The organism is Pantoea sp. BS_8 (assembly GCF_041954965.1).
Taxonomy (GTDB): Bacteria; Pseudomonadota; Gammaproteobacteria; order Enterobacterales; family Enterobacteriaceae; genus Pantoea; species Pantoea stewartii.
This window is the reverse complement of the sequence record NZ_JAVAXU010000012.1, coordinates 74,723-97,573: the sequence shown is the minus strand read 5'-3', so window position 1 is coordinate 97,573 and position 22,851 is coordinate 74,723. Positions and strand designations below refer to the sequence as shown.

The 22,851-nt window shown below is 52.5% G+C and carries 26 protein-coding genes; 12 read left to right on the top strand and 14 right to left on the bottom strand.

The window, feature by feature from the left end; all coding sequences use genetic code 11:
- Positions 1–140: 140 nt before the first annotated feature.
- Positions 141–626 (top strand): ribonuclease E activity regulator RraA, encoded by a 486-nt coding sequence (rraA, locus tag RAC65_RS18920; RefSeq protein ID WP_006121301.1) that lies wholly within the window; start codon positions 141–143, stop codon positions 624–626.
- Between the two features lie 54 nt (positions 627–680).
- Here the strand turns inward: rraA and zapB are convergent, their stop codons facing one another.
- Entirely contained in the window at positions 681–920 is a 240-nt protein-coding gene (gene zapB / locus RAC65_RS18915; protein ID WP_006121300.1) for a cell division protein ZapB, read from the bottom strand.
- Between the two features lie 418 nt (positions 921–1,338).
- Between zapB and RAC65_RS18910 the strand changes: the two genes are divergently transcribed.
- The 3 genes from RAC65_RS18910 to glpX all read left to right on the top strand — a co-directional run bounded on the left by RAC65_RS18910 (position 1,339) and on the right by glpX (position 4,833).
- Complete coding sequence (locus tag RAC65_RS18910) at positions 1,339–2,187, top strand: MIP/aquaporin family protein (protein ID WP_033738104.1); 849 nt, start codon at positions 1,339–1,341, stop codon at positions 2,185–2,187.
- Positions 2,188–2,216: 29 nt separating this feature from the next.
- Positions 2,217–3,728, top strand: a complete 1,512-nt coding sequence (gene glpK, locus RAC65_RS18905) for a glycerol kinase GlpK (protein WP_039342527.1) — start codon at positions 2,217–2,219, stop codon at positions 3,726–3,728.
- 94 nt (positions 3,729–3,822) lie between these two features.
- Positions 3,823–4,833 (top strand): class II fructose-bisphosphatase, encoded by a 1,011-nt coding sequence (glpX, locus tag RAC65_RS18900; protein WP_375097040.1) that lies wholly within the window; start codon positions 3,823–3,825, stop codon positions 4,831–4,833.
- Here the strand turns inward: glpX and emrD are convergent.
- Positions 4,823–6,016 carry a multidrug efflux MFS transporter EmrD gene (gene emrD / locus RAC65_RS18895; RefSeq protein WP_269750932.1) on the bottom strand — a complete coding sequence of 398 codons (1,194 nt, stop codon included), beginning with the start codon at positions 6,014–6,016 and terminating at the stop codon, positions 4,823–4,825. The genes glpX and emrD overlap by 11 nt on opposite strands.
- Before the next feature lie 270 nt (positions 6,017–6,286).
- On the opposite strand from emrD, the gene fpr reads away from it, so the two are divergent.
- Complete coding sequence (gene fpr, locus RAC65_RS18890; protein ID WP_033738099.1) at positions 6,287–7,033, top strand: ferredoxin--NADP(+) reductase; 747 nt, start codon at positions 6,287–6,289, stop codon at positions 7,031–7,033.
- On the opposite strand, the gene RAC65_RS18885 is transcribed toward fpr, so the two are convergent.
- The gene (locus RAC65_RS18885) at positions 7,024–7,458 is read right to left on the bottom strand and encodes a DUF805 domain-containing protein (RefSeq protein ID WP_375097039.1); all 435 of its coding nucleotides are present in this window, start codon (positions 7,456–7,458) and stop codon (positions 7,024–7,026) included. The two genes, fpr and RAC65_RS18885, sit on opposite strands and share 10 nt — an antisense overlap.
- 98 nt (positions 7,459–7,556) lie before the next feature.
- Here RAC65_RS18885 and RAC65_RS18880 point away from each other — a divergent pair, with 98 nt between their 5' ends.
- A complete protein-coding gene (locus RAC65_RS18880) occupies positions 7,557–8,147 on the top strand; it encodes a DUF1454 family protein (protein ID WP_006121292.1) in 591 nt (196 codons plus the stop codon).
- A 120-nt stretch (positions 8,148–8,267) separates the two neighbouring features.
- Entirely contained in the window at positions 8,268–9,035 is a 768-nt protein-coding gene (gene tpiA / locus RAC65_RS18875) for a triose-phosphate isomerase (protein ID WP_033738096.1), read from the top strand.
- 31 nt (positions 9,036–9,066) lie between these two features.
- On the opposite strand, the gene RAC65_RS18870 is transcribed toward tpiA, so the two are convergent.
- The 6 genes from RAC65_RS18870 to cpxP all read right to left on the bottom strand — a co-directional run bounded on the left by RAC65_RS18870 (position 9,067) and on the right by cpxP (position 14,488).
- Positions 9,067–9,840 carry a CDP-diacylglycerol diphosphatase gene (locus tag RAC65_RS18870; protein WP_375097045.1) on the bottom strand — a complete coding sequence of 258 codons (774 nt, stop codon included), beginning with the start codon at positions 9,838–9,840 and terminating at the stop codon, positions 9,067–9,069.
- 108 nt (positions 9,841–9,948) lie between these two features.
- The gene (locus RAC65_RS18865) at positions 9,949–10,938 is read right to left on the bottom strand and encodes a sulfate ABC transporter substrate-binding protein (RefSeq protein ID WP_033738094.1); all 990 of its coding nucleotides are present in this window, start codon (positions 10,936–10,938) and stop codon (positions 9,949–9,951) included.
- A gap of 138 nt (positions 10,939–11,076) precedes the next feature.
- Positions 11,077–12,039, bottom strand: a complete 963-nt coding sequence (gene pfkA / locus RAC65_RS18860; protein ID WP_006121288.1) for a 6-phosphofructokinase — start codon at positions 12,037–12,039, stop codon at positions 11,077–11,079.
- A gap of 205 nt (positions 12,040–12,244) precedes the next feature.
- Positions 12,245–13,147, bottom strand: a complete 903-nt coding sequence (fieF, locus tag RAC65_RS18855) for a CDF family cation-efflux transporter FieF (protein WP_375097038.1) — start codon at positions 13,145–13,147, stop codon at positions 12,245–12,247.
- Positions 13,148–13,378: 231 nt separating this feature from the next.
- Positions 13,379–13,543 (bottom strand): KGG domain-containing protein, encoded by a 165-nt coding sequence (locus RAC65_RS18850; RefSeq protein WP_028723167.1) that lies wholly within the window; start codon positions 13,541–13,543, stop codon positions 13,379–13,381.
- Between the two features lie 435 nt (positions 13,544–13,978).
- Complete coding sequence (gene cpxP / locus RAC65_RS18845) at positions 13,979–14,488, bottom strand: cell-envelope stress modulator CpxP (protein WP_375097037.1); 510 nt, start codon at positions 14,486–14,488, stop codon at positions 13,979–13,981.
- A 148-nt stretch (positions 14,489–14,636) separates the two neighbouring features.
- Between cpxP and cpxR the strand changes: the two genes are divergently transcribed.
- The 3 genes from cpxR to trmL are packed head-to-tail and all read left to right on the top strand — an operon-like array spanning position 14,637 to position 17,220.
- The gene (cpxR, locus tag RAC65_RS18840) at positions 14,637–15,335 is read left to right on the top strand and encodes an envelope stress response regulator transcription factor CpxR (protein ID WP_006121283.1); all 699 of its coding nucleotides are present in this window, start codon (positions 14,637–14,639) and stop codon (positions 15,333–15,335) included.
- Complete coding sequence (gene cpxA, locus RAC65_RS18835; protein ID WP_006121282.1) at positions 15,332–16,711, top strand: envelope stress sensor histidine kinase CpxA; 1,380 nt, start codon at positions 15,332–15,334, stop codon at positions 16,709–16,711. The genes cpxR and cpxA overlap by 4 nt, the downstream gene beginning before the upstream one ends.
- A gap of 35 nt (positions 16,712–16,746) precedes the next feature.
- The gene (gene trmL / locus RAC65_RS18830; protein ID WP_375097036.1) at positions 16,747–17,220 is read left to right on the top strand and encodes a tRNA (uridine(34)/cytosine(34)/5-carboxymethylaminomethyluridine(34)-2'-O)-methyltransferase TrmL; all 474 of its coding nucleotides are present in this window, start codon (positions 16,747–16,749) and stop codon (positions 17,218–17,220) included.
- On the opposite strand, the gene cysE is transcribed toward trmL, so the two are convergent.
- From cysE to RAC65_RS18805, 5 genes are all read right to left on the bottom strand, one after another.
- Entirely contained in the window at positions 17,217–18,038 is an 822-nt protein-coding gene (cysE, locus tag RAC65_RS18825) for a serine O-acetyltransferase (RefSeq protein WP_006121280.1), read from the bottom strand. The genes trmL and cysE overlap by 4 nt on opposite strands.
- Positions 18,039–18,105: 67 nt before the next feature.
- Entirely contained in the window at positions 18,106–19,122 is a 1,017-nt protein-coding gene (gpsA, locus tag RAC65_RS18820) for an NAD(P)H-dependent glycerol-3-phosphate dehydrogenase (protein WP_006121279.1), read from the bottom strand.
- On the bottom strand, positions 19,122–19,586 hold the full coding sequence (gene secB, locus RAC65_RS18815; protein WP_006121277.1) for a protein-export chaperone SecB: 465 nt from the start codon (positions 19,584–19,586) through the stop codon (positions 19,122–19,124). The genes gpsA and secB overlap by 1 nt, the downstream gene beginning before the upstream one ends.
- 38 nt (positions 19,587–19,624) lie before the next feature.
- A complete protein-coding gene (gene grxC / locus RAC65_RS18810; protein WP_375097035.1) occupies positions 19,625–19,879 on the bottom strand; it encodes a glutaredoxin 3 in 255 nt (84 codons plus the stop codon).
- Between the two features lie 16 nt (positions 19,880–19,895).
- Positions 19,896–20,327, bottom strand: coding sequence for a rhodanese-like domain-containing protein (locus RAC65_RS18805; RefSeq protein WP_006121275.1), 432 nt, complete (start codon positions 20,325–20,327; stop codon positions 19,896–19,898).
- Positions 20,328–20,579: 252 nt separating this feature from the next.
- Between RAC65_RS18805 and envC the strand changes: the two genes are divergently transcribed.
- Together envC and RAC65_RS18795 are read left to right on the top strand one after the other, a co-directional pair.
- Positions 20,580–21,881, top strand: coding sequence for a murein hydrolase activator EnvC (envC, locus tag RAC65_RS18800; RefSeq protein WP_039342507.1), 1,302 nt, complete (start codon positions 20,580–20,582; stop codon positions 21,879–21,881).
- Entirely contained in the window at positions 21,882–22,793 is a 912-nt protein-coding gene (locus RAC65_RS18795) for a divergent polysaccharide deacetylase family protein (RefSeq protein ID WP_039342504.1), read from the top strand.
- Positions 22,794–22,851 lie beyond the last annotated feature (58 nt).

Sequence of the window (22,851 nt, the reverse complement as noted above, 5' to 3'; positions counted from 1 at the left end):
GTATCAAAGCCCAGACATTACGTCTGGGCTTTTTTCTGCATGCGCTTGATGCCGTACCGTTTTTTACGGTTGATGATTTTGCCAACAATTAGCATAAAGCGATATACTTAGCGCTCCTGTGGCAAACAGACGAAACCCTTATGAAATACGATACTTCTGAACTCTGCGACATCTACCACGAAGAAGTGAATGTTGTTGAACCGCTTTTCTCAAATTTCGGTGGGCGGACCTCATTCGGCGGTCAGATAACCACAGTGAAATGCTTTGAAGATAACGGCCTGCTTTACGATCTGTTGGAAGAGAATGGCCGGGGTCGCGTACTGTTAATTGATGGCGGCGGTTCAGTGCGCCGTGCGTTAGTGGATGCACAACTTGCGCGTCTGGCAGCACAGAATGAGTGGGAAGGCATCGTCGTTTACGGTTCAGTTCGTCAGGTTGACGAACTGGAAGAGCTGGAAATTGGTATCCAGGCCATTGCAGCCATTCCGGTGGGCGCAGCGGGCGAAGGGATTGGTGAAAGCGATGTGCGCGTGAATTTTGGTGGTGTCACTTTTTTCTCCGGCGATCACCTGTATGCAGACAACACCGGTATGATTTTGTCGGAAGACCCGCTTGATATTGAATAATGTCTGCAAACGAAAACGGGTGCCAGTGGCACCCGTTTTTGTATCAGCAGAGGCTTAAACCTCTTCCATTTTTCCCAACAAGGCACGCAGGCGTTCTTGCCAGACATGCTGCTCCTCTTTCAGATGCTGATTTTCACGCATCAGAGCTTCGTGGTTGCCGGCTGCGTTCTGCGCCTCATTGCGCAGGTTGTTGTTCTGCTCTTTCAGCTCTTCAATTTCCATTTGCAGCAAGGTGATAGTATCAATCGCCTGCTGTACTTTCGCTTCCAGTTTCTCAAACACTTCAAATGACATCTTTCTGACCTCTCCTAAAATCCTGCAAGGCGTTGATGATGCCAGCTTTCGCACACAAGGCGTTTACCAGCAACGTTGTCCCGATTGTATGTAGCCTCATCCCGCAAGTCCAGCAACGCAGGCCTGCAGTCCACTGTCAGTACCACTTTTCAGCCTATCCCTAAAAACCACTTTTTGCTGCGCGCATTACTGTCAGAGCCTGAAGAAAGCCCGCAGAAAGGCACTCAATGGTGCTTAAAGAAAACTGAAACACGCGAAAACGCGCATTTTTTTGACGCGCCACACAAAAATCAATTTCGCTATTTCTCGTTTATGCTCGTTAACGATAAATTAACATCAGCCCTACAACGAAGATGGGTGACTCACGGACTGAGAACAAAAACTGATAAAATTTAACCTCGCTTCAGGAACAACTATCATGAGTCAGACTACAACCACACTCAAAGGTCAGTGTATTGCCGAATTTCTGGGTACCGGTTTGATCCTGTTTTTCGGCGCGGGTTGTGTTGCCGCGCTTAAGCTGGCTGGCGCCTCTTTTGGCCAATGGGAAATCTGTATCGTCTGGGGTTTAGCCGTTTCAATGGCGGTCTACCTCAGTGCTGGCGTATCAGGCGCCCACCTCAATCCAGCCGTTACGATTGCACTTTGTCTTTTCGCTAATTTTGAAGGCCGTAAAGTCGTGCCTTATATCCTGTCTCAGGTCGCAGGCGCATTCTGTGGCGCAGCGCTGGTATATGGTCTTTACTACAGCTTGTTTATCAATTTCGAACAAAGTCATAACATAGTGCGCGGTTCAGTTGAAAGCCTGAGTCTGGCCGGCATTTTCTCTACCTATCCAAATCCACAGATTTCCGTGGGCCAGGCGTTCCTGGTAGAAATGGTCATCACCGCGGTATTGATGTCTGTGATTATGGCGCTGACGGATGACGGCAACGGCGTTCCACGTGGTCCAATGGCACCCCTGTTGATTGGCCTGCTGGTAGCGGTGATTGGCGGTTCAATGGGTCCACTGACCGGTTTTGCGCTGAACCCGGCTCGTGATTTCGGACCTAAAGTTTTCGAATGGCTGGCTGGCTGGGGCTCCGTTGCCTTTACGGGCGGCCATCAGATCCCTTATTTCCTAGTGCCAATTTTTGGTCCACTGGTCGGTGCTTGCCTGGGTGCCTTTGGTTATCGCGCCCTGATTGGTCGCCATTTACCCGGCGCGGTGATTGCCTCACCCAGCACTGACAAACCGATTGCGTCCGCGCATGAACGTAAAGCGTAAGTTCCACTTTTATCATCAGGAATGAATTTATGACTACCACCGATAAAAAATACATCGTCGCTCTGGATCAGGGCACAACCAGTTCACGCGCTGTTGTGCTGGATCATGACGCTAACATTGTGGCGGTATCGCAACGCGAATTTACTCAAATCTATCCCAAAGCGGGCTGGGTAGAACATGACCCTATGGATATTTGGGCGTCCCAGAGTTCAACGCTCGTAGAAGTGCTGGCCCATGCTGATATTCGTTCTGATGAAATCGCCGCTATCGGCATTACGAACCAGCGTGAAACGACCATCGTCTGGGATAAAGAAACGGGCAAACCGGTTTATAATGCCATTGTCTGGCAGGATCCCCGTACCGCTGACTACTGTCACAAGCTGAAGAGTGAGGGGCTGGAAGAATACATTCAGCACACCACGGGTCTGGTGATTAACCCCTACTTCTCCGGCACCAAAGTGAAATGGATTCTTGATAACGTTGAAGGTGCGCGTGAGCGTGCAAAACGTGGCGAATTGCTGTTCGGTACTGTGGATACCTGGCTGGTCTGGAAAATGACTCAGGGACGTGTGCATATCTCCGATTACACGAATGCCTCACGTACCATGTTGTTCAACATCCACACACTTGAGTGGGATCAACGCCTGTTGGATGTTCTTGATATCCCGCGTGAAATGTTACCAGAAGTGAAATCTTCGTCTGAAGTATACGGACAGACTAACATCGGTGGTAAAGGCGGTACGCGTATTCCTATCGCCGGTATTGCAGGCGACCAGCAGGCTGCGCTTTACGGTCAAATGTGCGTGCAGCCGGGAATGGCGAAAAACACCTACGGCACCGGCTGCTTTATGCTGATGAACACCGGTACCGAAGCGGTGACTTCAACGCACGGTCTGCTGACGACTATTGCCTGCGGCCCGCGTGGAGAAGTGAACTACGCGCTGGAAGGTGCCGTCTTTATCGGTGGCGCAGCCATTCAGTGGTTACGCGATGAGATGAAGTTGATTAGCGATGCAGCTGACTCTGAATACTTCGCGATGAAAGTGAAAGATTCTAACGGCGTATATATGGTGCCAGCCTTTACCGGTCTGGGCGCACCTTACTGGGATCCCTATGCGCGTGGTGCGCTGTTCGGTCTGACACGTGGTGCGAATGCAAACCACATCATCCGTGCAACGCTGGAGTCCATCGCTTACCAGACGCGTGACGTCCTGGAAGCCATGCAAAACGATGCTAACACACGTCTTCAGTCACTCCGTGTCGACGGTGGTGCGGTTGCCAATAACTTCCTGATGCAGTTCCAGTCTGACATTCTGGGTACGCGCGTTGAGCGTCCTGAAGTGCGCGAAGTCACAGCACTGGGTGCCGCGTATCTGGCGGGTCTGGCCGTTGGCTTCTGGAAAGACCTGGATGAAGTCCGTGCTAAGGCTGTCGTTGAGCGCGAATTCCGTCCAACGCTTGAAACCACAGAGCGTAACTTCCGCTACGCCGGCTGGAAAAAAGCCGTTGCGCGCGCGCAAGCGTGGGAAGAAAAAGAGTAATCTGCCCTATGCCCGTGACCTCGGCTGTCACGGGCCTTTTCCCCGCCTTCTCCCTCCGCTACACTGCCTGCCTGTTTTTTGTCAGGTGCCTACAATGAAACGAGAACTTGCCATTGAATTTTCCCGCGTAACCGAAGCTGCCGCGCTGGCAGGCTATAAATGGTTAGGACGCGGCGACAAAAACGCGGCCGACGGTGCGGCGGTCCATGCCATGCGTCACGTCTTAAATACCATCCAGATCGATGGCCAGATTGTGATTGGCGAAGGGGAAATCGACGAAGCCCCGATGCTTTATATCGGCGAGAAAGTGGGAACCGGCCAGGGTGACGCGGTAGATATTGCGGTCGATCCCATTGAAGGCACACGCATGACGGCGATGGGACAAGCCAATGCGCTTGCCGTCATGGCCGTAGGCGATAAAGGCACCTTTCTTCATGCGCCTGACATGTATATGGAGAAGCTTATCGTGGGTCCGGCGGCGCGCGGCCATATAAATCTGGATCAACCGCTTGAGCTTAACCTGCGTAATATCGCGATCGCCATGAATAAACCGTTGTCACAGCTCACCGTATCAATTCTGGCCAAGCCGCGCCATGACGCTGTCATTCAGCAGCTTAAAGCGCTGGGCGTACGCATTTTTGCCTTTCCCGATGGCGACGTTGCGGCATCCATACTGACCTGTATGCCGGACAGTGAAGTTGACGTGATGTACGGGATTGGCGGCGCGCCTGAAGGCGTGGTTTCAGCCGCCGTTATCCGTGCGCTGGATGGTGATATGCAAGGCAGATTACTGGCACGTCACCATGTGAAAGGTGACACGGAGGAAAACCGCCGCATTGGCGAATATGAGCTGAAACGGTGTGCTGGTATGGGAATCGAAGCCGGAAAGATTCTGCCACTTCAGACGATGGCGCGCAATGATAATGTCGTTTTTGCGGCTACCGGCATCACCAGCGGCGACCTGCTGAAAGGTATTACTCGTCAGGGCAATATGGCCACCAGCGAAACGCTGTTAATACGCGGCAAATCGCGCACGATTCGCCGCATTCAGTCTGTACATTATCTCGACCGTAAAGATCCAGCTCTGCACCCTTTTATCCTGTAACCGCCTGATTGTCACCTGCTGGCTGGCGCGAAAGCGGTAGCCAGCAGAGCAGCATCACCAGCGCCGTGACGAACATCAGCATGCCAAGACTGAACTGATCGCGCTGTGGCATCAACGCCGACAAAGAAGCGACCAGCCCGGACCCCAGGTTCTGCATACCACCAATCAATGCACCCGCGCTTCCTGCCAGCCAGGCATAGGGTTCCATGGCACCCGATGTCGCCAGGGGAAACAGCATCCCCGCGCCAAAGAAGAACAGCGATGCCGGTATCAATAACGTCCAGATAGTCATGATGCCAAACCAGGCAGGCACCCACATCAGCACTGCTGCCAGCAGGCAACTGTTGACGCCAAACCACATCAGGCTGTGCCAGGAACGCTGCTCACGCCCGGCAAACCATGCCCCAAAGAAGGCGGCCGGGATGGGCAGAATGAACAAGATACTGACGGTAAAACTGTTCAGACCCAGTACGCCGCCCAGCAGCACACCACAGCTGGCCTCAAAGACGGCAATGCCTGACAGCGCACCAATCAGCAGTACCAGATAGCGGACAAAATTCGCATCGCGTAACAGACGAATGTAACGTTTAAGGAACGGCGTTACTTCGGCGCTGACCGGGCGTGTTTCCGGCAACCAGCACGCCATAGTCACCGTCACGATCATGCATAACAGCAGTAAAAAAGCGAAACAGGCATGCCAGCCAAACAGTTGTGTCAACGCTGCGCCAATCACTGGCGCGACTAACGGGCTGGCAAGCACGCCCATGTTGAGCCAGCTGTTCGCCTGACGTAACGCATGGCCATTATAGAGGTCGCGCGGCATGGTCCGCGCCATCACCCCGGCCACGCCAGTGCCCGCGCCCTGAATCGCACTGCCAATGACCAGCATATCCAGTGATGAGGCCAGTAAGGCAATTATTGATCCGATCATAAAGATCGCCATGCCCGCCAGGATCACCGGACGGCGTCCCACGCTGTCAGACAACGGGCCATAGATCAGCTGCGATCCACCATAGGTCATTAAATAGGCCGCCATGACATGTTGCATCATGCCGTTACGCACCTGCAGTGCGTCCGCCATTGCCGCCATTGCCGGCACATAAATGGTCTGAGCCATCTGCCCTACTGCGACCAATGCGATGAGCATGATCAACAACGGGCGATTTTCTATCTTCTTCATCATCATTGAACAAAAATTCTGTATGAAAAGGAACGTTTAAACAGCACAACTAACGGCTGAAACAGGTTGTGGCAGGAAAATATCAGGATTACGTGACAAAGCGAGTGATTCACACAAAGTGGGTGCGCCATTCACGTCAATAAATGCAACCAGGATGTAAACTTAATATTACAGTTTGTCGATTAGAGCCTTTGCCCCGTTACCGACTGGTAATCTGTCAGAGCAGTAGCGAAGATGTTTATCCGCCTGACTATCAACGCTTAAGGAGTCACTATGGCCGAGTGGATCAATGCGCAAGTGAAGGAAGTGAAAAACTGGACCGATGCGCTGTTTAGCCTGCGGGTTAAGGCACCGATTGCCCCCTTCCATGCCGGACAGTACGCAAAACTGGCACTCGAAATTGAGGGCGAACGTGTGCAGCGAGCTTACTCTTACGTCAATGCACCCAATGACGACCTGCTTGAGTTCTACTTAGTCACCGTACCCGACGGCAAATTAAGCCCGCATCTGCAGGCGCTGCGCCCCGGTGATCAGGTGATGATCACCAAAGATGCGGCGGGCTTTTTTATTCTGGATGAAGTCCCTGAGTGTCAAACATTATGGATGCTGGCGACCGGTACCGCCGTGGGCCCTTACCTGTCGATCCTGCAACAGGGCGAAGGCCTGGATCGCTTCGATAATATCGTCCTGGTCCATGCCGCCCGTTATGCCGCCGACCTGAGCTTTTTACCGCTGATGCAGCAACTCCAGCAAATCTATAACGGTAAGTTGCAGATCATCACGGTTGTCAGCCGTGAGGAAAGTCTGGGGTCGCTGACGGGACGCATTCCGGCCCTGATTGAGAATGGCAAGCTGGAGCAGGCAGCAGGGTTAGCCATTGACGCAGAGACCAGCCATGTCATGGTTTGTGGTAATCCACAGATGGTACGTGATACGCAGCAGTTACTGAAAGAGACGCGCGGTATGCGCAAGCACCTTAAGCGCAAACCCGGCCATATCACCAGCGAAAACTACTGGTAAGGCGCGCGTTTCAGACGCAAGGGCACCGGCGCGGCACCAAAGCGGTTGTCGCCGGCGGTGCCACGAAACACCCCCAGATCCAGAATCAATCCGGCCAGGATAATAAAGGGCAGTACGCGCCCGATGAGCCACTGTAACACCTCTCCCGTCATGCTCCAGTTGCCCGCCATCAGTAGCCAGGCGGCAATCAGCAGCAGGGCCCAGTAGCCCCGGCGATCGCGATCGTGCAGGCGTTTAACCACAATCGCGCTGGCAGGCCACAATAAGCAGACGATGCCAAACGCAGCCATCTGTGTGTCCAGCAGATCGTTACCTGCCAGGAAAAACAGCAGGCTGGTTAGCAGTACCCAGATTGCCTGCCAGAGCAAAAAATCCCGACGCCCTACGCGCCCGCGAAAAGAGAAAAACCATTGCTGGATTATCATGCACTTTCCTTAGACAAAATTTTACGCTGCACACTTTTGACCTTGAAGATAAAAACCGTTCTAATTTGGCATCGAGTTTATTGGTCAGAGCCGACAAAATGAAGAATTTGCCAGGCGTACTGTTGCTGAGCGTCGCGCTGACGGTTCCGGTATTTGCCGCCGATCCGCAACCCCTCGACAAGGCTGAACACATGCCAACCGCACCCTATCTGTTACCGGGCGCACCCACGCTGGACATGACCATTGGCCAGTTTCGTGAAAAATACAACCTGGCCAATCCCCAATTGCCGCTCAGGGAATACAGTGCCATTGATACGCGCGATGAAAAGAGCGATCTGACACGCGCCGCCACCAAAATTAATGAAACCCTTTATTCTTCTACGGCGCTTGAGCCGGGCACGGGCAAAATCAAAACGTTGCAGATCACGTGGCTGCCGATTCCGGGGCCTGACCAGAGTGCCTCGCAGGCTAAGGCGCTTGATTATATGACCGCCATGTTACGTTTTTTTGTGCCGGGACTCACGCAGGAAGAAGGGCGAAAAAAGCTGGAAACGCTGCTTAAAGCCGGTAAAGGCTCACGATACTATGAGCACGTTGAAGGCGCACTGCGTTTCGTGGTTTCAGATAACGGGGATAAAGGACTCACCTTTGCCATTGAGCCGGTAAAACTGGCGCTGGCTACGCCCTGATGGACGGGGCAAAAATGACGAAAAGCAAAGCCATGGCATTATTTGATCTCTATACTGTCTGGCAGACAACGTTGCCCCAGGGCAGCGCCATTTCATGTATCGCGTTATGCGGAGGATAGAATGCGACATCCACTGGTTATGGGTAACTGGAAGTTGAATGGCAGCAAGCATATGACAGCCGAACTGATCGACGGTCTGCGCAAAGAACTGTCGGGCGTGGAAGGCTGTGGCGTTGCTATTGCCCCCCCTGCGCTCTATCTTGATCAGGCTAAACATGCTGTCTCCGGTAGCCATATTGCACTGGGTGCTCAAAACGTTGATGTAAACCTGTCTGGCGCATTTACCGGCGAGATTTCCGCTGAGATGCTGAAAGATATTGGCGCGAAGTACATCATCATTGGTCACTCAGAACGCCGCACTTACCATAAAGAAAGCGATGAATTCATTGCGAAAAAATTTGCCGTCTTAAAAGCAGCGGGTCTGGTGCCGGTTCTGTGCATCGGCGAAACCGAAGCCGAAAATGAAGCAGGCAAAACCGAAGAAGTGTGTGCACGTCAGCTTGATGCTGTACTGACCACTCAGGGTGCCGAAGCATTTAAAGATGCGGTTATCGCTTACGAACCCGTCTGGGCGATTGGCACGGGTAAATCAGCCACCCCAGCGCAGGCGCAGGCCGTTCACAAATTCATTCGTGACCATATCGCGAAAAAAGATGCTGCTGTCGCTGAGCAAGTGATTATTCAGTACGGTGGTTCAGTCAACGATAAAAATGCAGCCGAGCTGTTTACGCAGCCGGACATTGACGGTGCCCTGGTTGGCGGTGCGTCACTGAAAGCCGATGCATTTGCGGTCATCGTTAAAGCAGCCGCGGCAGCCAAACAAGGCTGACCTGGCGCTTAGTCCATTCTGAGCGGCCAAATCAGGCCGCTTTTTTTATGGGTTGCAGTAACGCGCAGTCGTGATCCTGCACTTCCTCAGCGGAACCTTTATTTAACAACAGCCAGTTGCGCTCCACCGCCATCAGTATCAACCGCCCATCAGACAAGCGCGCCAATGCGAGACCGTAGCGGTCCATCTCATCGCGTGCATGCGGTATCTCAGCGGCCAGACGGATAAATACGCTTTGCTCTGCCAGCTCGGCTTCACTCAGCGTACGCACGTGATAAGGATGACTGAGAAAGGTGACGGCTTTCCATTCCGGTGTGAACGTGGGTGTCAGCGCATCCAGTTGCTTTCTCACATCAGGCCGAAGGCATGAAAGATGAATATGAAGCTGATTCTGGGTACGGCCGTACTGGGAATTGATGGCCAGTGACAGCACACTATCGTTGATGGGCTTGCCATATTTTTGCGCCACGACGCCTCTGTCCTGCCAGGACAGGTCAAAATAATTCGGCGTGTCTGAACGGAGCAACTGTGGGCTTTCGATTCCGGTGATTTTATCAATGGGGATGAGCAGATACTGAAGGGGGCCGTTTCGATCTTTCAACAGCGCGTAGCGGTGCTGCAGATCAACGCGCTGACACGGCGCGGGTTGACCATGCGTGAGCTGATCGGGCAGACACTTTTCACTGACGATTTGCCAAAGCGCATCCGCATTCGTTTTAACATGCGTAGCCGCAACCAGGATCCCTGCGCCGATCAATACCAGCAGAAGCGCAATGATGATGAAGGCCCGACGATTTGCCTGCATTGTTATCTTCCCCTGACTGTTTTCATTCGCATCCTCACCTGACAGCGCGTAAATGTCACGCATAAAAAAACCAGCGTTTCCGCTGGTTTCAAGAATAACCGGTAAGGATTACGGCTTCATGATCTGATCATAGGTGCCGCCATCAGCGAAGTGCGTTTTTTGCGCCTTCGCCCAGCCGCCAAACTTGTCGTCGATGGTAAACAGTTTTACCGGCGCAAACGTGCTGGCGAACTTCTTCGCGACCTCTTCATTGCGCGGACGATAATAGTTTTCAGCCGCAATCGTCTGCCCTTCCGTCGAGTAGAGATATTTCAGATAGGCTTCCGCCACCTGACGCGTTCCCTTCTCATCGACCACCTTATCCACGACGGACACAGTTGGCTCCGCGAGAATCGATTCACTTGGCGTCACAATTTCAAATTTGTCTTTACCCAGTTTATTGACCGCCAGGTAGGCTTCGTTTTCCCAGGCGATCAGGACATCACCAATACCGCGCTCTACAAAGGTATTGGTTGCGCCGCGCGCACCGGAATCCTGCACTTCAACATGCTTAAACAGATCTTTCACGTAACGCTGTGCTTTTGCCTGATCGCCGTTGTTATGATCCAGTGCCCAGCCCCAGGCAGCCAGGTAATTCCAGCGAGCGCCGCCTGATGTTTTAGGATTTGGGGTAATCACCGAAACGCCGGGCTTGATAAGATCGCTCCAGTCATGGATGCCTTTAGGATTGCCTTTACGCACCAAAAAGACAATCGTGGAGGTATAAGGCGCGGAGTTGTCGGGCAGACGTTTAATCCAGTCTTTATCAATACGACCGCGATCAGCAATTGCATCAACGTCCGACTGCAGCGCCAGCGTCACCACATCAGCACGAATACCGTTGATGACAGAAGTCGCCTGTTTACCTGAGCCGCCGTGCGACTGGCGGATGACCACGTTGTCGCCCGTTTCCTGTTTGTAGTGCGCGCTAAAGGCCTTGTTGTACTGCTCGTAGAGTTCCCGGGTAGGATCATAAGAAACGTTTAGCAGCTGAATATCCTTCGCCAGAACACTGCCAGATGCCAGTAACAACCCTAAACCCACGGCCCATTTATTCATTGCGCACTCTCCCCATTCATGATGAGACAAGCGTGACATAAACGTGATTATAGCTAAAAGAATTAAAAATAAGCGGTTATAACTTTGGGGAATATGAGGAAGGCATAAGGGCATGCCGTTAAGCATGCCCGGTAATACTTAGTACAGCTGCTTAGCCGTATCCATCCAGTCACGCTTAAATGGACGTTTCATATTTTCAATGGCATCAATGATATCGTGATGGACCATCTTGTCATTCTGGATACCTACACACCGGCCACCGTAGCCCTGCATCAGCAACTCAATCGAATAGGCACCCATGCGCGAAGCAAGAATGCGGTCATAAGCGCAGGGCGCGCCGCCGCGCTGAATGTGACCAAGTACCGTGGCACGCGTTTCGCGTTTGGTTTCTGTTTCGATGAAACGCGCCAGGTCGTCGATATCACAGATGTGCTCTGTAATAGCTACGATCGCGTGCTTTTTACCTTTCGCAATACCGGCTTTAATCTCTGCCACCAGCTCCTCACGAGTGTAAGGAATCTCAGGTAACACGATAAATTCACATCCCCCGGCAATAGCCGCAGCCAGCGTCAGGTCGCCACAATAACGACCCATGACTTCAACAATCGAGATGCGCTGATGCGATGACGACGTATCACGCAGGCGGTCAATGGCTTCGACGACCGTTTCCAGCGCCGTAAAGTAGCCAATGGTGTAATCTGTCCCGGCCACGTCGTTGTCAATCGTGCCTGGCAGACCGATACACGGAAAGCCCATTTCGGTGAGCCGCTTGGCACCCATATACGAACCGTCGCCACCGATCACCACTAAGGCATCAATGCCCCGCTTTTTCAGGTTCTCGATTGCTACCTGGCGGACATCATCATTACGAAATTCAGGAAAACGTGCAGAACCCAGGAACGTGCCGCCGCGATTGATCATATCTGACACACTGTAGCGGTCGAGGTTGATCATGCGATCTTCATATAAACCCTGATAGCCGTCATAGATACCAAAAACTTCCAGCCCTTCGCTTAATGCGGAGCGAACTACACCGCGAATGGCTGCGTTCATGCCTGGGGCGTCACCGCCGCTGGTCAGTACACCAATTTTTTTGATCATGACAACCTCTGGATTGTTCAAAACTAAGGGTTAATCCGGCCTGTGCAACGCTGATGAACACTGATGTGGTAAGCGCGACATATGATGGCAGATAGTATATCAAAGGCCTGATGCTGAATTGATTCAGGTCAGACAACTTTTCACTAATTTTTTTAGCAATGTTAGCTGCATGTCATTTTCATCTTTCTAACGTCTTTCCTGTGCGTCAGAAATTGAATGCATCCTGTTTCTCTGACGGTACCACAGAACAGGGATCCTGATGAATAATGACGTCCGACCCGGGAAAGGCCTCGCGTAATGCTTTTTCAACCTGATCGGCGATTCGGTGTGCCTGCACTAACGGTAATTGATCTTCCAGCTCTACGTGAAGCTGAATAAATTTCGTCGGGCCAGACTGACGCGTCCGCACATCATGAACGCCTTGCACACCGGGCCAGTTTGATGAAATCGCAATAATATGTTGTCGTTCTTCATCGGGTAAGGCTCTGTCCAACAGGGACTGAACGGCTTCATAGCCCATCCGAAGTGCGCTGACGAGAATATACACGCCAATGCCCAGCGCAAACAGGGCATCGGCGCGAGCGAATCCGTAGCTGGTTAACACCAGCGCGACCAAAATTGCCCCGTTCATGAAAACATCGGATTGATAATGCAGCATATCGGCGCGAATCGCCTGACTGCGTGTTTTTCGTACGACCCAGCGCTGGAAAGCCACCAGCAGTAATGTCGAAATGAGAGCCAGCACCGTCACGATAATGCCCATACCGGGCGATCGCAGTTCATTCGGGGAAGCGAGATGCTGAATACCCGTCAGAAAGAGGAAAAGTGCCGAACCTGAAATGAACATGCTTTGCGCCAGGGCGGCCAGCGATTCCGCTTTACCGTGGCCAAAGGTGTGATCGGCGTCAGCGGGCTGAAGGGAATAGCGCACCACCAGCAGGTTTGTCAGGGAAGCGGCAATGTCCACCAGCGAATCAACCATGGCAGCCAGCAGGCTAACCGATCCGGTATACCACCAGGCAAAAATCTTGATAATTAACAAGGTTGTCGCCAGCAGCATCGCCGCAATCGCCGCAGATTTAACCCACTTTCCATACGAAGCCTGCATGCCACACTCCATGAACATCATGACTGAAGAGATAAAATAACCGCAGAGAAGGGCTAAGTTTAACACTGACGCAGGCGATGCGCCCGACTGATACCGTTCGGACAGCGTGATGAGGGATAAGATGGGAAGAGATAATACGACTTCGCCCCATCGGGTAACGATGGGGCGAAGAATTGCTTACCTAAGTAAGCGCCAAATCAACGTGCAGATTTGGTTCAGTGCTCAGCAAAATTATTTTTTGCCACCTTTCTTGCCCGCTTCGGAGGCTTTTTCGGGGTTATTTTTGAAATTACCGCCGCCGCCGTTGCCGCTGCTCTTTCCGCCTTTTTTACCGGCTTCAGAGGCTTTTTGCGGGTTGTCTGCGAAATTACCTGAACCACCACGATGCTCTGCCATAATTTACTCCATTAATAGATTAATTCGGACTACATGATGTGGTTGCTGCTCTCCGTTAATTTCAGAAGTGCATCGGCTTCCTTGCTGAGACAATATAAGTGTAGGCGAGGCCGGATAAGGTGCAAGCGGAGCGGGATATTTACAGCCCCTTGAAAAGAAAGGAAAATGCACAAATAAATTAATGTAATCTTTATATTTATCAATCGATTGAAAATAACTCACGTCCTGTAAAACAGATCGGCAAGACAGTAATAACAGACAGGAAAGCGTGCGTAAGAAAAATAAAAAAACGTTGCCATTCAATCGTCCAGATCATTTTTTCGCGCACTGTAAAACTACAGTAAATAATGGCGAAAAACAGATAAAAAAAACCCCCTCATCATGAGGGGGAAGACAGGGATGTGTCTATGGCAAGGAAAACAGGGATACTATTTACTACTGGTTACTACTGGTACGACTTACGGGTTGCAGCGTCGAAGCTGGCTGCAAACTTGAGAGCTTACGCATGGCATTCAGGCGCTGCTCATAATTCTTCTGTAACGCGGCCTGCTGCTCGCGCGTTAACAGGTGGTACATCTGATTACGCACTCTCGCCATCTCAACTTGCTGTTCAACCTGAACTTTGGCGATGGCCTCTGCCTTGTCACGTATGGCCGCTTCGTTAAATTTATCTGCCGTCACCAAATCGTGCATAGCTGCGATATCATCAATATTCGTTGCCGGACGGTCATGTCGGGCTTGCTGCATAAGGTCACGCATTTGTTGTCGTTGATGTTCCGTCAACTCAATGCCGTCGAACATGTGACTTTGCGAATTTTGCGTCATACTGCCTGTCGTAAATCCGCCGTGATGCACCTCGTCAAGCGCCATCGACTCTGCTGCTCCTGCGCTGGCGTGACTGAGAACCATCGCTGAGGCAAGAACGACGGCGGTTAATTTGCGCATCGTTTACTCCAGTTCGTTCTGTTTTGCGATTCAACGATAGCCAGTGTACGGCGATAGCTGCAAACATCCGTCAGGGGGTGTAAAAGTACGTAAAGCGATGGATTGGTATCATAGGAACACGCTATTTTGCCTGCGGAGGGCTACAAAAATGAATAAAATCCTGTTGGTAGATGATGACCGCGAATTGACTTCGCTTTTAAAAGAACTGTTAGAAATGGAAGGGTTTGAAGTGGTGGTTGCCAGCGATGGTGAGCAAGCACTGAATCTGCTCGATAACTCAATTGATTTGCTTTTACTGGATGTCATGATGCCCAAGAAAAACGGTATCGACACCCTGAAAGAATTACGCCAGCAGTATCAAACACCTGTGATTATGCTTACCGCCCGCGGAAGCGAGCTTGATCGTGTGCTGGGCCTTGAGCTGGGCGCCGATGACTATCTGCCTAAGCCCTTTAACGATCGGGAGCTGGTTGCGCGCATACGCGCTATCCTGCGCCGTTCGAACTGGAGCGAACAACAGCAGCAGCACGATAACAGCTCACCTACGCTGGAAGTGGACTGCCTGCGCCTGAACCCGGGCCGTCAGGAAGCCAGTTTCGATAACGAAACGCTGGATCTCACCGGCACAGAATTCACCCTGTTGTACCTTTTGGCTCAGCATTTAGGTCAGGTTGTCTCGCGCGAGCATCTTAGCCAGGAGGTGCTGGGCAAACGCCTGACGCCTTTTGACCGTGCCATCGACATGCACATCTCGAACCTGCGCCGTAAACTCCCTGAACGTCGCGATGGGCATCCGTGGTTCAAGACCTTACGTGGCCGCGGCTATTTGATGGTTTCGGCATCATGATAGGCAGTTTGACTACCCGCATCTTTGCTATTTTCTGGCTGACGCTGGCACTGGTATTGATGCTGGTGCTCATGGTACCCAAGCTTGATTCACGCCAGATGACGGCGCTGCTGGAAAGCGAGCAGCGCCAGGGCACAATGATCGAGCAGCACGTTGAAGCCGAGCTGTCACGCGATCCGCCTAATGATTTGATGTGGTGGCGGCGCTTATTTCGCGCTATTGAGAAGTGGGCTCCACCCGGCCAACGTTTGCTCCTGGTCACCAGTGAAGGCCGGGTCATCGGCGCACAGCATAATGAAATGCAGGTCATTCGTAACTTCATCGGTCAGTCAGATAACGCCGATCACCCACAGAAGAAGAAATATGGCCGGGTAGAGATGGTAGGTCCTTTCGCCGTCCGGGATGGAGAGGATAACTATCAGCTGTATCTGATCCGCCCCGCCAGCAGCTCTCAGCTGGATTTTATTAATCTGTTGTTTGATCGCCCTTTGCTGCTGCTCATTGTTACCATGCTGATTAGCTCACCGCTTCTGTTGTGGCTGGCATGGAGCCTGGCGCGTCCTGCACGGAAACTTAAATATGCCGCGGACGAAGTCGCCAGCGGTAATCTGCGCCAGCATCCTGAACTGGAATCAGGCCCACAGGAATTTCTGGCGGCAGGTTCCAGCTTTAACCAGATGGTCAGTGCGCTGGAACGGATGATGAACGGTCAGCAGCGCTTACTGTCTGATATTAGCCACGAATTACGCACGCCGCTAACGCGATTACAGCTGGCGACCGCCCTGCTGCGCCGTCGTCATGGTGAAGGCAAAGAGCTGGAACGTATAGAGACGGAAGCACAACGCCTCGATGGCATGATTAATGACCTACTGGTGCTGTCGAGGACCCAGCATAAGAACGCGCTGGTCAGCGAAGCCATGAAGGCAAATCAGCTGTGGAACGGCGTGCTGGAAGACGCCCGATTTGAAGCGGAACAAATGGGTAAGACACTGGAGATCCCTTATCCTCCAGGGCCATGGCCTTTGTATGGTAACCCCCATGCGCTTGAAAGTGCGCTGGAGAATATCGTGCGGAATGCGTTGCGCTACTCTCATACTCATATCAGCGTCAGTTTTTCCGTTGATATTTCAGGCATTACCGTTCACGTTGACGACGATGGCCCCGGCGTGAGCCCGGAAGATCGTGAGCAGATATTCCGACCATTTTACCGCACTGACGAGGCGCGCGACCGAGAGTCCGGCGGCACCGGCCTGGGGCTGGCCATTGTGGAAACGGCCATTCAGCAGCACCGTGGCTGGGTAAAAGCAGATGACAGCCCACTGGGTGGTCTGCGTCTGACAATCTGGCTGCCACTTTACTCCTCTGGCAGACAATAATTTGCTATGCTTCGGCCCTCGTTACCGGGGGCCTTATGCTTAACATCGTACTCTTTGAACCAGAAATTCCACCCAATACAGGTAATATTATTCGCCTGTGCGCCAATACCGGCTTCCAGCTTCACCTTATCGAACCGCTGGGTTTTGCCTGGGACGACAAGCGCCTTCGTCGCGCGGGACTGGATTACCACGAGTTCACCGCCATTAAGTTCCATGCTGATTTTCAAACGTTCATGACGACCGAGCAACCTGCGCGGCTGTTTGCGTTGACAACGAAGGGGACGCCCGCGCACAGTGCCGTCGCCTGGCAGCAGGGAGATTATCTGCTGTTTGGTCCAGAGAGCCGGGGCTTGCCCGCAGAGGTGCTACAGACGCTGCCTGCAGAGCAAAAAATACGGATTCCCATGCGGGCGGAAAGCCGCAGTATGAATTTATCAAATGCGGTATCTGTGGTGGTATACGAAGCCTGGCGCCAACTCGACTACGCTGGCGCGTTGATTAAGTCCTAAATTCCGTCACCAAACTGAAAGCCTGCGCCATTGCCGCTGAAATGCTGGTCCATATCCATGGATGGCTTTTCACTGCCGGGCTTGCCAACGATGCGCGCAGGCACGCCAGCGGCGGTGGTGTGAGGCGGAATGGGTTGCAGCACAACAGAGCCAGCACCAATCTTGGCACCGCGACCAACTTCAATATTGCCCAGAATTTTTGCACCTGCGCCAATCATGACACCTTCGCGAATTTTCGGATGACGGTCGCCGCTGGTTTTACCGGTCCCGCCGAGCGTCACCGACTGCAGGATGGACACATCGTTTTCCACGACAGCCGTTTCACCGATCACAATACCAGTAGCGTGATCCAGCATGATCCCGTGTCCAATTTTTGCGGCCGGATGAATGTCCACAGCAAAGGAAACGGACACTTCATTTTGCAGGTAAACGGCTAAAGCGCGCCGGCCTTCATTCCAAAGCCAGTGCCCGATACGATGCGCCTGAAGCGCATGAAAACCTTTCAGATACAGCAGCGGCGTCGAATATTTATCAACCGCAGGATCGCGCTGGCGTACGGCCTGAATATCGCAGGCAGCGGAAGCAATCATTGAGGGATCTTTTCGGTAGGCCTCTTCGACAACTTCACGAATCGCGATAGCAGGCATGATTGGATTCGCCAGCTTATTGGCCAGCATATAGCTCAGGGCGCTGCCCAGATTCTCATGCTTAAGCAATGTCGCATGATAAAAGCTGGCCAGCATTGGCTCGCAGTCTGCCAGCGCGCGTGCTTCTGCCTTAATGTTGTTCCAGACCAGTTCTAACTCATCAGACGACATGCTGTTTTCTCCCGATAAAAAAAGCGCCTTGACCGGCGCTACAGGTGATGACGCTTGGCTTCCTGCTTTAGTTTGTGCTGTTTTCGTCCTTCCGTGAACGCCCCAGCAGGCTTAATGCTGCATCTCGTGCCGGTTTTCCGCAATAGAGCACCTGATAAATCTGTTCGGTGATAGGCATTTCAACCCCTGTGCGTGCCGCCAGCGCTTTGACTTCTTTGGTATTTCTGTAGCCTTCTACAACTTGTCCGATAATGCGTTGTGCGCTATCGACATCTTCACCCTGCCCGAGCATCATGCCAAAACGACGATTGCGCGATTGGTTATCAGTACAGGTCAGCACCAGATCGCCCAAACCGGCCATGCCCATAAATGTTGTGGCATCTGCGCCTAATGCCGCACCCAGACGACTCATCTCGGCCAGCCCGCGCGTAATTAACGCCGTGCGTGCATTCGCACCAAAGCCGATACCATCAGACATGCCAGCACCGATAGCAATGACGTTTTTCACCGCGCCGCCCAGTTGAACCCCGATAAAATCGGGATTGTTATAGACGCGAAAGCTTTTGCCGCAGTGCAGTCGCTGTTGTAAATCGTCTGCGAACTGCGCGTCAGTAGCCGCCAGCGCAATCGCTGTCGGTAAACCCGCTGCCAGTTCTTTTGCAAAAGTGGGGCCGGAGATGACGGCCAGTGGAATCGTTTCGCCCAAAATGTCGCGGGCAACATCCTGCAGCAGACGACCCGTTTCCTTCTCCAGTCCTTTCGTTGCCCAGACGATGCGTGAGTCATCACGTAAACCGGGCTTTATCTGCGTCAGCACATCGCCGAAAACATGACTCGGTACAACAACCAACAAATCGCGGCTGGCGGCTATAACGGTATTCAGATCAGGTTCAACAGTCAGATTATCGGGAAACGTTACATCTGGCAGGAACGCACGGTTGCAGCGGTCGGACTGAAGTTGTGCCATATGGGCAGGATTGTGCCCCCACAGCAGCACCGGGTGGCCATTGCGGGCCAGCGTAATCGCCAAAGCGGTGCCGTATGAACCGGCACCGATGACGCTAATCGAAGCGTGAGTGGTCATCAGGCATCCTGATGTTGCGCTTCTTCGCCTTGCTGCTGCTGCAGATAATTCATAAACAGCGCATCAAAGTTCACTGGCGCAAGGTTAAGCTGCGGGAAGGTACCACGTGAAACCAGGCTGGTGATGCATTCGCGGGCATAAGGGAACAGGATATTTGGGCAGTAAGCGCCAAGGCAATGCGCCATCTGGGTACCTTCAATGCCACCGATGGTGAAAATACCTGCCTGCTGAACTTCACACAGGAAAGCGGTATCTTCGCCAACGGTTGCCGTAACGGTCACACGCAGCACCACTTCATACACTTCATCAGCCAGCTGCGAAGAGGCAGTATCCAGATCCAGCTTAACGTCTGGCTCCCACTCTTTCTGAAACACCTGCGGCGCATTGGGCGCTTCAAAAGAAATATCCTTCGTGTAAACGCGCTGAATCTGGAATTGCATTTCGTTAGTGTTATGTTCTGACATGTGACTAAGTCCTGTAAGTTAAAATGTCTGGCGTAAAACTACGCCTGAAGTAACGGATCTAAACCCTGACGATCGTTAAGTGCCATCAAATCGTCGCAGCCACCAATATGCTGCCCATCAATAAAGATCTGAGGCACTGTCGTGCGGCCGCTGCGCTTAATCATCTCTTCACGTTTTGCCATGTCCTCATCAATGGGGATCTCCTGGAACGCCGCGCCTTTCTCATTCAGCAGCGCTTTTGCGCGATGACAATACGGACAGGTTGGTTTGGTATAAATCTCAACGTTTGCCATAGGGACCTCAGGATGGTTATTTACCGCGAACTAACGGCAGATTTTCGCCGCTCCAACCGCTAATACCGTCTTTGAGCACGCTCACCTGATTGAAACCTGCCGCGCTCAGATGTGCAGCAGGATCGGCCGCGCTCTGCCCGGTAGCGCATACCACAATTATGGGCTGTGTTTTATGCTTTTCCAGCTCGCCAAAACTGCCTTTCTTGATATCAGCTGCAGCGACGTTGACCGCGCCCGAAATATGCCCCTTGCGGTAATCGTCGCGCGAACGCACGTCTACCACCACCGCATCCTCTTTGTTAATAAGTCGGGTTGCTTCGCCTCGACTGATCGTTTTTACTTTAGAGAACATCCCTTTAACGGTGGTCACAATCACCAGTATAAGTAAAACGACCCATGCCAGACTCAGGATGGGGTGATTGCTTGCAAACTGCATAATTTCTTGCATGAGGGGTAACGACTCCAGACCGGGCTAATAAGCTAAAACAAGGCTTCTGAGTATACCTGCGCCACTTCGCATGTACAGACGCTAAGCGGGCAGAGTGATAATTTGTGCGTCATTTTCCAAAAAAATTCACCGAATGGCAAAAATGTCGTGACGCTTATGCCTTGTACTGTTGAAAATGGTCACATTTAGGGAAGCAAAAGCCGGTCGGCAATGCTGGTAAGCAACTGTTCATCGTGGAATAATCATCGACCTATGAAGGGAAAGACAACTGCTCTGCCAACATGGACCCGTCACAACGGCGTTACCGTGCCGCTGTTTACACGCTTGTCCGTTCTGTCTTTTAGCCTGCTTTATGCGGGCCTGTTGTCATTGCCCTTACCCGGGCTGGCCGCTGATGATAACAAAGCGCAACTGAAATCCATTCAGCAGGAAATTGCTGAAAAAGAAAAAAGCGTTAAGGCGCAAAAAGCCCAGCGCAGCCAGTTGCTTAATCAGCTGCAAAGTCAGGAAAAAATCATTGCGCAGGCCAGCCGGCAGTTGCGTGAAACGCGCAATAGTCTGTCCGCCTTAAACAATGACATCGCGCAGGTCACCGCCTCCGTTGCCCACCTTGAGAAACAACAGGCTCAGCAGGAAAAACTGCTGGCAGAGCAACTGGATGCCGCTTTTCGTCAGGGCCAGCACAAGGGCCTGCAACTGCTGTTAGGTGGTGAAGAAAGTCAGCGCAGCGAGCGCATCCTGGCCTACTTTGGTTACCTGAACACGGCACGTCAGGAAAATATCACCGCCCTGCAAACTACCCGCAAGGAACTGGCTCAACAGCGCGCATCGCTGGAACAAAAACAGCAGCAGCAAAAATCGTTGTTAACTCAGCAGCAAGCACAGCAAGACAAACTTCAGCAAGCCAGTGCCGCCCGCAAAAAAACGCTAACCTCTCTGGAAAGTGCGCTGCAGAAAGATCAGGCTGATTTGGTCGAGATGCGGCAGAACGAAAGCCGCCTGCAAGACAAAATTGCCCGTGCCGAGCGAGAAGCGCGTGAACGCGCCGCACGGGAAGCGCGTGAGGCTGAAAAAGTCCGCCAGCGTCAGGTGCAGGCAAAAGCGAAAGGCTCCAGCTATCAGCCAACCCAGAGTGAACGCGAACTGATGGCGCGCACAGGCGGGCTTGGGCGGCCAAATGGTCAGGACATCTGGCCAGTAAGAGGACGGATTGAGCATCGCTTCGGTGAGGAGCTTCAGGGCGAATTACGCTGGAAAGGGCTGGTCATTAACGCGCCTGAGGGCACAGAAGTTAAAGCCATTGCCGATGGTCGCGTGTTGATGGCTGACTGGTTACAGGGTTATGGCCTCGTCGTCGTGATTGAACATGGCAAAGGGGATATGAGCCTCTATGGTTACAACCAAAGCGCACTGGTCAGCGTCGGCGCTCAGGTAAAAGCAGGTCAGCCTATTGCCCTGGTCGGCACCAGCGGTGGCCGTGGTACACCTTCGCTCTACTTTGAAATCCGGCGTCAGGGTAAAGCGGTTAATCCACTTCCGTGGTTAGGAAAATAAGTGTTACGTCAGCGAAAGACCCTGGTTGCGCTGCTGAGTGGATTGCTGCTCAGTTTCGCAGCCCAGGCCGGTAAACTCGCCATTGTTATTGATGATGTCGGCTACCGGCCTACAGAAGAGAATAAAGTGTTGCAGATGCCGCAGGCGATATCGGTTGCCGTCCTCCCCGATGCGCCCTATGCACGTCAAATGGCAATCAAAGCGCATCAGGGCGGACACGAAGTCCTGATCCATCTGCCCATGGCCCCTCTCAGTAAGCAACCCCTTGAAAAAAACACGTTAACGCCCGAGATGAGCAGCGCCGAGATTGATCGCATCATCCGGAGTGCAGTAAATAACGTGCCTTATGCGGTGGGGTTGAATAACCATATGGGCAGCAAAATGACGTCCAGTCTGCCGGGTATGCAAAAAGTCATGCAGGCTCTTAACCAGTACAATCTGTACTTCCTTGACAGCATGACGATTGGCAACAGCCAGTCTGTACCCGCCGCCCAGGGCACGCATGTCAGAGTGCTAAAGCGCAGGGTCTTTCTGGACGACAGCCAGGACATCAACGCCATCCGTCAGCAATTTAGTCGGGCAGTGAAACTGGCCGAGCGGGATGGCTATGCGATTGCGATTGGTCACCCGCACCCGAACACTGTGCGCGTGTTGCAACAAATGCTGCCCACTTTGCCTGCGGATATTACGCTGGTGACACCGGGTCAGTTATTAAATGAGCCGCTGCGTAACGGCAGTGCTTCGCCGGCAAAAACCCTGCCGCGCAATAAACCTGCGCAAGGCTTCCAGGCGCCAGGCGAATGTAAAGTGAAGCAACCACTGTCACCTGTGCCTGCTACGCGTGCACTGGGCGTGATTGGTGAGAGCATCGCTGAGAGCCCGCTGTATCGCCGTATTAATGCACTTTTTTGACACACTCAGCATCGGCCTTAAACCCGATGCTGAGCGTCAACGTTAAAAAAACAAAGGG